Raw genomic sequence first — 13314 nt, 5'->3', positions numbered from 1 at the left:
GCGGGCAGCACGCGTGCTTCTCACCTCAGAACGTTTCGCTTCGCCTCGCCCGAGTCGGCCCCGGGGAACCGAATAGAGGCATCATCAGGTTGGTGGCCGCTACGGGCGGCGGCTGCCAGACGACCACTTGGCGGCTGGCAGCGAGGCCTCCCCGTCCCAGGACTACATCGGCAGGCTCGGGGCCGGTCGTGGCCGTTGGATGCGTCGTGGTCGGTCGCTCCTTGGGTGGCGTCGAATCGCTGCCGGAACTCTTCTCTCATTTTCCTGCGGGGATTCCCGCTGCGTTCTGTGTCGTCCAACACCTAGGAGCGGGATACCCTGGGGAGCTTGACAGCCTGATTGGGCGACGCAGTCGCTTACCGGCGGAATTGATCCTGGCGGCAGAAACTGGAACTGGCGCAGCGCGCCGCGCATCACCACGCATCCAAACATAAAAACTGATGGGCCCGTGAGAAATGTCGCGGCTATTTTCGCGGTTTCGGCAATGGGAGACTGAGAACGGGAACGGTCAGTTTTGTCTCCAACAGGATAGCCTCTAGAGGCAATACCTCGCCGTGCGAGGCGCGTGGGAGTCTGAAAGGAAACCCCAGTGCGTCGTGCATCCTGGGGGCACTGCATAGACGCATTTTCCCATCTTTCTTGACTGGCCCTTCGCCGTTGTTACGCAGGCAGTAACCCACATAGCCGCATCATGCGGATGCAAGCCGGAAGAACGAGACGGCCCGCGTCAAATGGCGCCCTTGCTCATCGAGCGATTGCGATGCCGCCGCCGATTCCTCGACCAGCGCCGCGTTCTGCTGCGTCACCTGATCCATTTGCGCGATGGCCTGACTGAGTTGCTCGATGCCGCGGCTCTGTTCATGCGAAGCCGCCGCGATCTCGCTCATGATGCCGCTGACCTTCGAGACCGCGCCGAGGACATCGGCCATTGTTTCGCCGGCTTCGAGTGCAAGCGACGATCCTTCCGCCACGCGATCAACTGAAGCGCCGATCAGTTCCTTAATCTCCTTTGCCGCAGTCGACGAACGCTGCGCGAGACTGCGCACCTCCGATGCGACGACTGCGAAGCCGCGTCCCTCTTCACCAGCGCGTGCGGCTTCGACGGCCGCGTTCAACGCAAGGATGTTGGTCTGAAACGCGATGCCTTCGATGATGCCCGTGATGTCCGCGATCTTCGCTGAGCGCTCGCTGATTTGCGACATCGTCTCGACCATGCGGGCAACGACTGCATTGCCCTTTAGCGCGACGGCGGACGCGTCCGCGGAAAGTGTGTTGGCTTGCTGCGCGTGATCGGCGTTCTGACGGACGGTCGATGTCAGTTGCTCGACACTGGATGCCGTTTCCTCCAGCGAAGCCGCTTGTTGCTCCGTGCGCGTCGACAAGTCCAGGTTGCCGGTCGCGATCTGGCTCGATCCGGTCGCAATGTTGTCCGCGCACGTGCGCACGTTAGCGATCAGCTTCACGAGGTTCGCCTGCATTGCGTTCATCGAGGCGAGCACGCTGCCCTGGCGGGCGGCGTCGATACGCGCGACGGATGCAAGATCGCCGCTTGCGACGCGCTCGGCCACGTCGCTCAGTTCGCCGGGTTCCGCGCCGAGCGCGCGCAGAATGCCGCGCGTGATGACGAGGCCCGCCGCCACCGCTGCGACCACAGCCCCCGCGCATAGCGCAATGAGCCACATGCGCCAGCGTGCATAGCTTTGTGCGGACTCCGCGAGGAGACGAGCGCCGTGTGCGTCGGTCATTTCGGCGAAGCGTTGTGTCGCTTCCACAAGCGCCGCGAGCAGCGGCCGGCACTCGTCGTTCATCTTTGCGATGGCCGCTTCATGCTGGCCCTTCAGCGCAAGGTCGACAATTCCCAGTGCAACCGGCCCGTACAGCGATTCAACGCGGCTGATCTCGGCGACTTGGTTACGCGCGTCTGCATCGACATCTGCGCCGGTCTCCGTCAGTTGCTTTAGCTTCGTGAGGTTGCGCTGCACGTCCAGGTGCGCTTCGGTGACGGCGGCTTGCTCTAGATCGCGATCTGTTTGCTTCGTGACGAGCACGAGATTGCGCGCAGCAATCGCGCGCCGGTCGACAGCAGCGCCCACCTGTTCCGCAAGATTCGCGCGCGCGTTGATCTCGGAGACGAACGCAGTAAAGCGCTGATTCGCACTTGCGAGCGCCTCGATGGACATCACAGCGACCATGAACACCGCACAAGTGAGCAATCCAAATCCGATAGCCAATTTCGTTCTGACAGACATTCGCTTCGTTCTCATTCTTCTTGTTTTCCTATGGGTTCCGGGTTACAGCCGCTAAAGGCGCTGACGACTGTTAAACGACAATTAGCAGAAAGGCTGAAGATGAACAAAACTCGGACAATGCAAGCAAACGTTTAGCAGACGCAAAAAAACCTTAGGCGATGGCCTTTTACTTACAGGCCCGCGTCCCGGAAGCGGCAGGAACAAGCTGTCGTAGCGGGCTGATTGTTTGTCGTAAAGGTAGTCACCGAAAAGAGACGCAATGATAACCACTCACCAGCCGTTAAGCAGCGCTCGTTCCGGCCGATATATGAGGTGCGGCGCTTCAACGTATTCGCCATGTTCGCGCGTTGCATAACGACAAGCCAACACAGCGGACAGCGCAATTTAGGCGGAGTCGCTGCAGCCGAGCCTGCTACAAAAACCGGACAACGAATGGACCACAAGAACGCACCGGGCTTCCGAGTTATCGACTGCATGCTTCACGCGCACGACGCAACGCTTTTGCTGCTTGCTTGCCTCGTATGCGCCATCGGGATCTATGCCTCGTTCGCTGTCGGGCGACATGCCGCCCGCGCGTCGGGCAAAGTGCGGATTCACTGGGGCATAGTGAATATCGTCGCGAGCGGCTGCACGGCGTGGGCGACTCACTTTATCGTCCTGCTCGCTTTTCAGCCGCACATGCCGGCGGCTTTCGAACCAGTCCTGACCGCGGTGTCGCTGGCCTGCGCGATCGTCGGCATCGGCGCGGGCGTCACCGTTTCGATCGCCGGTCCCCGGCGGTCGCGTCAGTTCGTGGCGGGGCTGATCATCGGGACCGGCGTGGCGGCGCTTCACTACATCGGACAGAGCGCCTATCTGGTGCAGGGCACGGTGTCATGGGATCTCGCATTGGTCCTGTCCTCGATCGCGGTGAGCCTGCCGCTGTTCGGCGTGGCCATGCTGGCGATCGCCAGTCGCGACCGCCGCATCCGCCAGTTCGCCGCTCCGTTGATGCTCTTCGCAATCGCACTGCTGCATTTCTGCGGCATGGCGGCGATGACCTTGCAGTACGACCCGAACGTCGCCTTTCCCTCGGATGCGGTTCTTCCCCGCACCGTTACGCCCGTCGTCGCCGGCGTCTCTCTCGCGCTGATCATGCTGGCGGTGCTCGGCTGGCGATTCGACCTCGCGGCGAAAGCGCGAATCCGGCAAGACAGGCGACGGCTGCGCGACCTTGCCGACGTCGCACTGGAAGGGCTGCTCATCACCCAAAGCAACGTGATCGTCACGTCGAACAGCAGCATCGAGCGCCTGTCGGGCTTTGCGCAGGACGATCTTGCAGGCAGAGATGTGAGCGCGCTGCTTCCGCACATCGACCTCGCAGGCTTGCCCGAGAAAGAGGAGCGCGAAACAAACCTGGTCGGCGCGACCGGGCAGAGCATTCCGGTCCGCGTTCTCCGTTCCGAAGTCCCGCTGGGCCACAAGCTGCAGACCGTCATCGCGGTGCGCGACCAGCGGGAACGGCTGCGCACCGAGGCGAAGATGCGCGCGCTCGCCTTCAACGATTCGCTCACGGGGCTGCCGAACCGCGCGAGCTTCTATGAACTGCTTACGCTGCAAACCGCGCTTCCCGCCGATGCGGACAAGCCATTTGCCGTCATCATGGTCGATCTGGATCGCTTCAAGCAGGTCAACGATACGTTCGGCCATCCCACCGGTGATAACGTCCTGGTGCAGATAGCGGCTCGCTTGCGGGCGCTCGTCAATGGCGAAAACGTCGTGGCACGCCTCGGCGGCGACGAGTTCGCGGTGATGCAACACGGCGCTCATGCGGAAGCGGCCTGCGCGCTATGCGTGCGCATCGTCGAAGCATGCAATAGCGAGACCTTCGTCGTGGACGGTCAGGCTATTCACCTCGGCGCGAGCGTCGGCTTCGCGCTTTATCCGGAAGACGGCGGCGTTCCGGCCGAACTGCTGCGTAACGCGGATCTCGCGCTCTATGCAGCGAAAGCGGATGGGAAGGGCACGTATCGGCGTTACGAATCCTTATTGAACGACAAGAATCAAGAAAGACAAGCATTGGAAGCCGGATTGCGGCGCGCACTAGCGGATGGGCAACTGGACGTTCACTATCAGCCACTCGTCGATGCCAAGACCGGGCGCATGGCTTCCGCCGAAGCGCTGGTACGTTGGCGGCATCCTGAGCGCGGGCTCATTTCTCCGGCTGAGTTCATCGAGATCGCCGAAGAGACGGGCCTCATCGTTCCCTTGGGCAACTGGGTCCTGCGGACGGCATGTCTGGAAGCGGCAACGTGGCCTGCGCACATCGGTGTGGCTGTCAATCTGTCGCCGGTGCAGTTTCGCGACAAGGCGCTCGCGTCCAATGTGGGATCGGCGCTCCAAGAGGCCGGGCTCGCGCCCCAGCGACTGGAGCTGGAAATCACCGAAGGCGTCTTGCTTATGGACGAGGCGCGGACCCTTCATACGCTGAGTCATCTGCGTGCCATGCATGTGAGAATCTCGATGGACGACTTCGGCACGGGCTACTCGTCGCTGAGCTACATTCGCAAATTCCCATTCGACAAGCTTAAGATCGACCGGTCATTCGTTCGCAACATTCCTCACGATGCGGAAAGCGTCGCGATCGTGCGGGCGATCATCACGATGAGCGCATGTCTCGGGCTTTCGACAACGATGGAAGGCGTGGAGACGGCCGAACAATTCGGCTTTGCCGTGTCGGAAGGCTGCAGCGCAATTCAAGGCTATTTTGTTAGTCGTCCGGTGCCGGCCGCTCAACTTCGGGCTGTGCTGGTGAGCGACGCCTCAGGTGCGAGCATGGAGGGCGATAGTGTTGGACGCTCAAGGATCGACGACAGATGCGACGAACGGCAGACAGCTCATTAAGCAATGAAGCGATCCTGCGCGAGCCACAATACGAGGTGCACGGTGACGCGATCAAACGTCACAGGCGCTGCAAGCTGGTTTCGCGCTCCCCTCGAATGGATGTATCGAGATCGGTGGCGGAAGTCGCGTATCTCGAGAATGGAACACTGAGATCCGGCGGTCGCGTTGGATTAAGACGCGACGAGCATAAGCAAGTTGCAACTCAACTGAGTCCGGATGACCATGTGCTGACGGCGTCCGCCCGCAAGGCCCCGGTGAAACGCAAATAATATATGGTTATCGGGCTGGTCGTTTCATCCGTCGTATAGATGATTTTTCGCAACTCGGGCGGATAGGCAAAGAACGAGATTACACCTTCTGTGCAGCCTTCGTTGCGAGGGGCGTAGCCCGCAGCGCCGAACGCCGCACGCCCGCTATGCAAGACGCAGTGACTCGGTCGCCCGCCGAACACCGTGCGAAGATCGCCATGGGGCCTTGTTCACTGACGGGGCGCTGGCAGGTCCGGGGATGCTCTAAAAGCGACCGCTTGTTTCTAGCGCCCATCCAACCGGAGGCGCAGGTTCGCAACGCCCGGCGCAGTACTGGGAACACACTTGAAGCAATCCGGGAGTGCTGGTTGCGGGCACGGTCGTAAACCAGCTTCTCATCGGACGCTGTACACGTTCGCCAGCCAAGGCGTCGTAGGGGTAAGCGGCATACTTCAAGTCCACTGCCAGCTTTTCCACTGCGCATCTCAAAATAGCGGACCGCTCGCTCGAGGGGTGCAAGCGATAGAGCGCCTTCATGACCCGATTGCGCTCCGTCGCTAGTCGCGCCGAAAGCAGGAGCGTCTGCTGAAAGACAAAGTACAGCGGCGCTCGCGAGTCCTCTGGGAGCCGGGTAAGAAGCGGAGAAAGAGGTGGACTAACCCCGGTCCAGTTCGCTGCGCCGACCATCACGCAGGCAAGTCGTGCCCACTCGCGTTTCGAAAGACCGAACACTGCGCCCTGCGCGCTTCCCGACGCCAGCTCGATGACCTGCCCAAGACTCTTGGCTCCCTTGGCTCGATTCGCTTTGACGCACATCACCATAAGGTTGCCGGGTGCATAGGCGCCGTCATTGTTGATCCGATCGACCGACCAGTCGCTTTCGACTAAAGCAGAATGTGTCATGTCGATCAATGTGATCGGACACCTCTCGCAGTCGATCTTTCTTAGGTAGGCAGGATTTACTTCCACGTCGAGAATTCGGCGGCGTCGAAAGGCGTTCAGCCGAAGCTGCAACCATTTGGACACGAAGCGATCGGGGACATGCTGCGGAACGCGAAAATGCTGGCGTCCCGCGCGGTAACCAGCCAGTACACTGTGCTCGCAAGATCCGCAGCCCAAGACACGACCAAAGCGGGCGAAATCCCAACCGATGTCAAATCCGGTTTCCGCAACGTTATCAGCTTGCATCGCGCTGGCCCTCCCAACTTTGCCCGTCCCCAAATACAGCGATTTGAGCGAGACCGCCTGACGCGGCGGTGCAGCTAGGCAGCTTCACCAGATCATGCGGAGCAATGCAAGTGCCATCCTGCGTTGCTGACTGCCCGGAGGGCAGCTAACAGCGTTCGTTATTCAAGACCAACGGCCGTTGGAGCGTCAACTTCGGGGCATCGCTGACTGTCTCGCACTGGCCGATTGCCGTCGGAGGGGTCCGCAGGAGCCGCCCCGACTCGGCCGCTCCACTCTTAGGATTATGGGCGTCTCTTGACGAAGTGCACAGCCAGTCGCTGGCGGTGTTGCCGACGCGCAGCTGGCGAGCAAACACCTCGGCGAGTGCACAGTCCTCACCACCTTGAGTGCAGACTGTCTTGTCGTTCCATTTTCCCAACTATTTCCTGCTCACTGAGATCGTCAATCTCGATCCATCACCGAGCGTTATGGTTTTCTTGGCTCCAGTGGCAGTCCACATGGAAAATCTCATGAGCTCGTTATGCGACGCGCCCGTTGGGCACTGGAAGGTCTTGCCCGCGACCGCGACGGCGTCGGTTCCTCGCGGCGCATAGCCCTGAAAGATGATTTGGATGGTGGCCTTACCGTCGGGCTCAACGACTGGCGTCAGACGAACCTGGATCTGCCGGACTGGCGAGCCGTCGCCGCTTCGCGGAATATTGGACGCGCCTGGGCAGGCATCCGGGACTGGCTGGGAAACGCTCGGGGCCACGTCCTGCCACGTGAAGTCGTCTGATTGGCCAGAGCGAATCGTACGCGTTGCGCGTTCGTGTCCGAACACCTTCGAGTCCATCGTAATGGTGTATCTTATCGGCCCATCGTTTTGTGCTTCGGCACTCGCCTGGATGCCAGGCGCGGCATAGGCGCGCTGAAGACCCATACCGCCTAGCATAACAAGGCTAAGCAACACCGCCCCGTAGGCGGGCCAAGAAGTCTTACGAGTACCGGCTCTTATAGTGCACGGAACTGACATGACCATACACTGCTCCGTCGATTAAATTGGACTCGCGCTTGGCTCAAGCGGAGAAACGGGAAGAGTTTTCGTTTGAGCATCGGAATAAAGGCCCGCATTTCTTCAGTCACTTCAAAGCGAGGCCCTTCGCATAATAAGCCGCTGCCGCGTCGATTTCTTCCGGCGTCATGTTGCGCGCGACGTTGCGCATAACTTCGTTGATGTCGTTGGTGCGCGTGCCGTTGGCGAAGGCGATCAGTTGCGACTTGGTGTAAGCCGCCGGCAGGCCATCGATCCACGGGCTGCCCGCCTTGTTGTCGATACCGCCGTGACAGGCCGCGCACGGCGCGATGTTGCGCATCGGCGCGCCGTGCGAAACGATCGCCGGCGCGAGCGCATCGCTTACCTTGCGCTGCGCGGGCGGCCTCGGCAGGCTCGCATAGTAGACGGCGAGATCGCGCATGTCCTGATCGCTCAGATTGACGGCCATCGGCGACATGACCGCGTTGTTGCGCGCGCCCGTCTGGAAGTCGATCAACTGCTTGTAGATGACCGACGCATACTGCCCCGCGAGATTCGGCGAGTTGGCCTCGCTCATGCCGCGTTCGCCGTGACACATCGTGCATCGCAAGGCGAGCGTCGCACCGCGGCCGATGGAATTCGCGCTCGCGCTGACGAGCAGTTGCGGCGTCACTTCGACGCCAGTGAGCTTGCGTTTCGGCTCGACGTTCGTTTCGCCCGAATACCAGTTGCGCGGCACGCCCGCTGCGCTGCAGATTGCGTTCCAGATGCCGGTGAACGACGCATCGCTTTGAGCGGACGGCAGCCAGACGAAGCCGATCACCGCCGATACCGCCGCGATGCCGATGGTGCCCAGGACGCTGGCCGCGAACCAGCGATTGCGGAAGGTGAAGAGGCGCTCGTCGCTCATCGCTGCGCTCCGATGGGAACGGCGGGCACGGAGGTATCGGAGCGCGCGAGAAGCTGCGCAATCGGATAGCCGTAGTTCACGAGCGTGAGGCCGATCATCAGCGCGAGCCACAGCGCGAAGCTGTTGAGCGCGACCGGAATCGTGCGCGGCTCGTGCACCGCACGGCTGAACGTATATTGCTCGACGCTCACTCGCGGCGCCCGGTGCCCGCGTATCAGCACGACGAAGAACAGCACCGCCGACACGACAAGAATGAAACCGCCGACCACCGACATGATGACCGACGCCGCCTGATGCGCGATCTGCGGGTCGCCGTAGTCATAGAACGCCATGCGGCGAGGCATGCCGAGAATGCCCGTGTAGTGCCACGGGAACGTCAGCACGATCATGCCGATGAACCACAGCCACAGTTGCCAGCGCATGAGCCTGATGCTCTGCAGCGCGCGGCCGGTGAGATGCGGCCACAGGTCATAGGCGATTGCGAAGTACATGATGACGATCGCGCCCGCGAAAATCAGATGGAAGTGCCCCGTGACCCATTGGGTGTTGTGCACGGTCGAATCGAGCTGATAACTCATGTTGATGAGACCGCCCGCCCCGCCGAAGCCGAGCATCACGAACGAGAACGCGACGGCCAGCATCATCGGGTTGCTCCACGGCAGCGCCCTGACCCAGCCGAACGCGCCCTTGCCGCCACGCAGCCGCGCCGCGATCTCTACCGATGCGCAGATGGTGAACACGGTCAGAAGCGTCGGCACGGCGACGAGCGCGGTGAACACCGAATGCATGAACTTGAAGCCCGAGCCCACTTGCGGGTCGGCGAACAGGTGGTGAATGCCGATGGGCATCGACACCACGAGGAACAGGATGAACGAGATGCGCGCCATCGCATCGCTATAGAGGCGTCCGCCGATGGCGCGCGGAATGATCGTGTAATACGCGATATACGCGGGCATCAGCCAGAAATAGACGATGGCATGCAGCGTCCACGAGAAGAAGACGCGCGCGAGGCCGGCGTCGATCGTCGACTTCCAGCCGAGCGCCACCGGCAGGATCATGAACAGCACTTCGATGGCCGCGCCTACCGCCGTCCAGCCCCACAGGTACGCGCCCGCGACCGTGGCGAACATCGGCAACGGCACGGTCGTGCCGCGATTGTCGCGCTTCCAAGCGTGCAGATTCACCGACATCAGCGCGACCCAGATCCACGAGCCGACCACGACGAGCACCACGCCGAGGTAGTAGAACGCGCTGCCGATCATCGGCGGATAGAACGTGTAGAGCACGGAGGCTAGGCCCATCGCGACCGGAATCATCGCCATCACCGAGCCGACCGCGACGAGCCAGAAGCCGGCCCACGCCCAGCGCAGGCCCACGAGCGTGCGCTTGAGCGAAAGCTCCGTGACCGCATAGCCGAAGCCCATCGCGATGAGCGTCGGGAACACGTAGCCCATCGCGGAGCCGTGAGCCGTCACCGAGCGATAGTAGATCTCGGGATTCTGCAGCCCCGCGAAAAGCGGGCTGCGCGCGAACATCTGCCACGCGCCGAGCACGAGCGCGACGCCGAACGCGATGAACGCCAGCCAGAAGTGCGCGAGGATGAGGCGCTTGCTATTTAACACAGGACAGTCTCCGCGAATCGGCCGGCAACTGCCCGGCCATCTGCATGAACTCGTTGCGATCGATCACCTTCACATGCGCCCACATGCCGTGATGCCCGACGCCGCAGAACTCGTGGCACGGCATCAGATGGTCGCCGGGTTCGTCGAACGTGGTCTTGAAGGTCGAGACATAACCCGGCTCGAGCATCGAATTGATGTTCGTCTTCGTGATGAGAAAGCCGTGCACGACATCCGAGCTCGTCGCGCGGAACGTGACCGGCACGCCGGCGGGCACGAGGATGCACTGCGGCGTGAACGAGTACTGCTGCGCCACGACGCGCACCGTCACCGAGCCGTCGCTTTCGGGCGCGGTGCCGAGATTGCTTTCGATGAATTCGCCCGACACGTGCAGCGTTTCGGGCCGCACGGTCTCGACGCGCGAAGGCGGCATCATCGCCCAGTGCAGGCCGGTGTAGACGACCATCGCGACGAGCACGACGACGATCGCGATGACGAGCATCGCCCAGCGTTTCTCGACGCGTTCGGCGACTTCGTGTGAATGCGGATGAATGGCCATGGGTTCACTGAATGACGCCGCGCGGCAGGAACACGGCGAAGTAAAAGACGAACCAGCTTCCGATGACGATGGCCGTCGCGACGCCCGCGACCGCGAGCGCGCCGGCGGGGCCGCTTCTCACGATTTCGTCGAGCTTCGCGTCTTCGCTTTGATCTTCGTTCATGGTGTCGTCGATGCTCAATAAAGTGGTGCGGAGCGCAACTCGTTCACTTCCTTCACCGATACCGGCGCGCCGCGATTGCCCCACGCCGTGCGGATATACGTGACGACCGCCGCGACCTCCACATCCGACAGCGACTGCGCGAACGGCGGCATGCCATACGGCTTCGGGTTCTTGAACGTGCCGGGCGGATAGCCGCCGTTCAGCACCATGCGAATCGGGTTCACCGCGGAACTCATCACGATGGACTGATTGTTCGCGAGCGGCGGAAAGTCCGGCGGCTTGCCCTGTCCCTGCGCGGCGTGGCATTCGGCGCATTGCGCGTCGTAGATTTTTTTGCCGAGCGGCGAGAGGCTCGTGCGCTGCTCGGTGGCGGCCTGAGTCGGCGGCTCGGACTTGTCGCCGGCGCGCGCGGGCAGCGCTTTCAGATAGACGGCCATCGCGCGCACGTCTTCTTCGCTCAGATATTGCAGGCTGTCATAGACGACCTCGGCCATCGGTCCGTACACCGCGCCGCGATTGCTCACGCCCGCATGCAGCAGCCCGACGATATCCTCGATGCTCCAGTCGCCCAGCCCCGCCTCGCGGTTCGACGTGAGCGAAGGCGCATACCAGTTCTGGATCGGGATCAGCCCGCCCTCGAACGCTTTCGACGACACATTGCCGCCGAGCGCGTTGATCGCGGTATGGCACATCGAGCAATGCCCGAGTCCTTCGACGAGATACGCGCCGCGATTCCATTCGACGGACTGCTTCGGGTCCGGCTGATACTCGCCCTGCTTGAAGAACAGCGACCGCCAGCCGAGCAGCAGTTCGCGCCGGTTGAACGGGAAGCGCAGTTCATGCTGACGGTTCGGCTGATGCACGGGCGGCGTCGACATCAGAAACGCATAGATGGCGTCGGAGTCGGCGCGCGTGACCTTGGTATAGGAAGTGAACGGCATCGCCGGATACAGCAGCGAGCCGTCGCGCGAGCGGCCCGTGTGCATCATGTTGTAGAACTCGTCGGCGGTCCATTGGCCGAGTCCCGTCTCCTTGTCCGACGAGATGTTCGGCGTGAAGAGCGTGCCGAACGGCGTTTCCATCGGGCGGCCGCCGCCGAAGATCTTGCCCGCTGGCAGCGTGTGGCATGCGATGCAATCGCCCGCGCGCGCCAGGTACTCGCCGCGCTTGACGGTCGCGGCATCGAAAGTCTTCGCCTGCGCCGCCGCGTTCTGCACATGTCCGGCCAGGGCTGCGATCAGGACCGTCACGGCAAGCGCCCCAAGTTGTCGGAAACGAAGCACGTCGGGTCCTCTTCAGTTGGTAACGCTGCCGCACGCCAGCGGCATCTTCAATGAACCGGCCGCGACCGGCGCCGGATTGGCCGGCGCAGGCAGCGAGGCGAGATAGGCGGAGATCGCGGTGATGTCGCGTTCGCTCAGAAGCTGCGAGACCTGACGCATGCAGTCAGGCGCGAAGGTCGTGCGCGTGCCGTAGCGCCATGCGCCCAGTTGCGCGCTGATGTAGTCCGCGTGCAGGCCGAGCAGGCCGGGAATCGCGGGCTCCATGCCGGTCATCGACGCGCCGTGGCAACTCACGCACGCCGGCACCTTGCGCGAGGGATCGCCCTTCATCACGAGCGTCTTGCCGAGGTCGAGCGTTTTGGCGTCGACGGTGACGGGCGCGGGCGGCGGGAACGGCGGACGCTCGGCGGCGAAGTAATCGGCGATCTGCTTCAGATACGCATCGGGCAGATACGCGAGCAGGTAGTTCATCGGCGGGTACTTGCGGCGCCCGTCGCGAAATGCGAGCAACTGGTTGTAGAGATAGCCTGCGGGCTTGCCGGAAAGACGCGGGAAGTAGTCGTTGTCCGTGCCCTCGCCGTGCGCGCCGTGGCAGGTGGCGCATCCCATGACGCGGGCCTGCATCGTGTCGGGCGCGCGTTCGATGGGCGCGGCTTCGACTCTTTCACTGAGCAGAACGGTCGCCGCAAACACAGCGACGACGAAAAGCAACCGACCTTGTATGACCCTTATCATCTCCAGCCTGTTATTCTTCATTGCTACTCCGCCGAAGGCACTAGCTGAACAAATTATAACTACCGCCGCTATTAATCCTTAATAGTCGAACAGTCCGCTGGGTTTTAATTGCTTTTTTGGCAAATCAACGTGAGCGCGTTGCAGCAATTAGCAGACCCACTTCTCAACAACGGATGCAAATGCGACGCGACCGGCTTTTCCGTTGCTCCCAAACTAGCACTTCATCGTTCGGCTGTTCGCCCTGCCTTCGACGGTGCGACAAGCAGCGCACCTACTGGCTCCGGAAACTAGACAAAGTAATTTTCTTCCCTGTATCGACGCATTTTCTCGACTGAGCAGGTCCGTACATTAAGGTGGGCAATTTGCCGCACTCGGCACAAACACTGCGAGACTCCAGTTTCCGCTACGAGCGCCGTTAAAAACGCCAGCGCGCCGGGTTTTCGAACGAACTCACGAGGAGTTCGC

Annotated in this window: 11 protein-coding genes and 1 pseudogene; 3 read left to right on the top strand and 9 right to left on the bottom strand. The window is 61.9% G+C overall.

Annotated elements, in window-relative coordinates; all coding sequences use genetic code 11:
- Positions 1–92 precede the first annotated feature (92 nt).
- Complete coding sequence (locus tag NCS00_RS33590; RefSeq protein WP_350029744.1) at positions 93–434, top strand: chemotaxis protein CheB; 342 nt, start codon at positions 93–95, stop codon at positions 432–434.
- Between the two features lie 255 nt (positions 435–689).
- On the opposite strand, the gene NCS00_RS29985 is transcribed toward NCS00_RS33590, so the two are convergent.
- A complete protein-coding gene (locus NCS00_RS29985) occupies positions 690–2264 on the bottom strand; it encodes a methyl-accepting chemotaxis protein (protein WP_250441850.1) in 1575 nt (524 codons plus the stop codon).
- Between the two features lie 417 nt (positions 2265–2681).
- Here NCS00_RS29985 and NCS00_RS29980 point away from each other — a divergent pair, with 417 nt between their 5' ends.
- Together NCS00_RS29980 and NCS00_RS33750 are read left to right on the top strand one after the other, a co-directional pair.
- The gene (locus tag NCS00_RS29980; RefSeq protein WP_250441849.1) at positions 2682–5132 is read left to right on the top strand and encodes a bifunctional diguanylate cyclase/phosphodiesterase; all 2451 of its coding nucleotides are present in this window, start codon (positions 2682–2684) and stop codon (positions 5130–5132) included.
- A 95-nt stretch (positions 5133–5227) separates the two neighbouring features.
- Positions 5228–5362: pseudogene (locus NCS00_RS33750) on the top strand (IS110 family RNA-guided transposase); the annotation flags it as partial.
- A 282-nt stretch (positions 5363–5644) separates the two neighbouring features.
- Here the strand turns inward: NCS00_RS33750 and NCS00_RS29975 are convergent.
- From NCS00_RS29975 to NCS00_RS29940, 8 genes are all read right to left on the bottom strand, one after another.
- On the bottom strand, positions 5645–6568 hold the full coding sequence (locus tag NCS00_RS29975; protein ID WP_250441848.1) for a hypothetical protein: 924 nt from the start codon (positions 6566–6568) through the stop codon (positions 5645–5647).
- A 418-nt stretch (positions 6569–6986) separates the two neighbouring features.
- Positions 6987–7487, bottom strand: a complete 501-nt coding sequence (locus tag NCS00_RS29970; protein WP_250441847.1) for a DUF6013 family protein — start codon at positions 7485–7487, stop codon at positions 6987–6989.
- Between the two features lie 199 nt (positions 7488–7686).
- Positions 7687–8490, bottom strand: a complete 804-nt coding sequence (locus tag NCS00_RS29965) for a c-type cytochrome (protein ID WP_250441846.1) — start codon at positions 8488–8490, stop codon at positions 7687–7689.
- Entirely contained in the window at positions 8487–10112 is a 1626-nt protein-coding gene (locus tag NCS00_RS29960) for a b(o/a)3-type cytochrome-c oxidase subunit 1 (RefSeq protein WP_250441845.1), read from the bottom strand. Before NCS00_RS29960 ends, NCS00_RS29965 begins: the two co-directional genes overlap by 4 nt.
- Positions 10102–10668 carry a cupredoxin domain-containing protein gene (locus NCS00_RS29955; RefSeq protein WP_250441844.1) on the bottom strand — a complete coding sequence of 189 codons (567 nt, stop codon included), beginning with the start codon at positions 10666–10668 and terminating at the stop codon, positions 10102–10104. The genes NCS00_RS29960 and NCS00_RS29955 overlap by 11 nt, the downstream gene beginning before the upstream one ends.
- Before the next feature lie 4 nt (positions 10669–10672).
- Positions 10673–10831 carry a cytochrome c oxidase subunit 2A gene (locus NCS00_RS29950; RefSeq protein WP_250441843.1) on the bottom strand — a complete coding sequence of 53 codons (159 nt, stop codon included), beginning with the start codon at positions 10829–10831 and terminating at the stop codon, positions 10673–10675.
- A gap of 14 nt (positions 10832–10845) precedes the next feature.
- Complete coding sequence (locus tag NCS00_RS29945; protein WP_250441842.1) at positions 10846–12114, bottom strand: c-type cytochrome; 1269 nt, start codon at positions 12112–12114, stop codon at positions 10846–10848.
- A gap of 12 nt (positions 12115–12126) precedes the next feature.
- On the bottom strand, positions 12127–12849 hold the full coding sequence (locus tag NCS00_RS29940) for a c-type cytochrome (RefSeq protein ID WP_502801614.1): 723 nt from the start codon (positions 12847–12849) through the stop codon (positions 12127–12129).
- Positions 12850–13314 lie beyond the last annotated feature (465 nt).

The sequence above is a fragment of the Caballeronia sp. AZ1_KS37 genome, from assembly GCF_023631165.1.
Lineage (GTDB): Bacteria > Pseudomonadota > Gammaproteobacteria > Burkholderiales > Burkholderiaceae > Caballeronia > Caballeronia zhejiangensis.
Note: the sequence above shows the minus strand (reverse complement) of the source record. Positions and strands in the feature narration are given on the sequence as shown.

Excerpts from the sequence above, each read along its gene's own strand:
- NCS00_RS29985 (WP_250441850.1), bottom strand. The coding sequence starts at position 2,264 with ATGAGAACGAAGCGAATGTCTGTCAGAACGAAATTGGCTATCGGATTT.
- NCS00_RS29980 (WP_250441849.1), top strand. The coding sequence starts at position 2,682 with ATGGACCACAAGAACGCACCGGGCTTCCGAGTTATCGACTGCATGCTT.
- NCS00_RS29975 (WP_250441848.1), bottom strand. The coding sequence starts at position 6,568 with ATGCAAGCTGATAACGTTGCGGAAACCGGATTTGACATCGGTTGGGAT.
- NCS00_RS29970 (WP_250441847.1), bottom strand. The coding sequence starts at position 7,487 with ATGGGTCTTCAGCGCGCCTATGCCGCGCCTGGCATCCAGGCGAGTGCC.
- NCS00_RS29965 (WP_250441846.1), bottom strand. The coding sequence starts at position 8,490 with ATGAGCGACGAGCGCCTCTTCACCTTCCGCAATCGCTGGTTCGCGGCC.
- NCS00_RS29955 (WP_250441844.1), bottom strand. The coding sequence starts at position 10,668 with ATGGCCATTCATCCGCATTCACACGAAGTCGCCGAACGCGTCGAGAAA.
- NCS00_RS29950 (WP_250441843.1), bottom strand. The coding sequence starts at position 10,831 with ATGAACGAAGATCAAAGCGAAGACGCGAAGCTCGACGAAATCGTGAGA.
- NCS00_RS29940 (WP_502801614.1), bottom strand. The coding sequence starts at position 12,849 with ATGATAAGGGTCATACAAGGTCGGTTGCTTTTCGTCGTCGCTGTGTTT.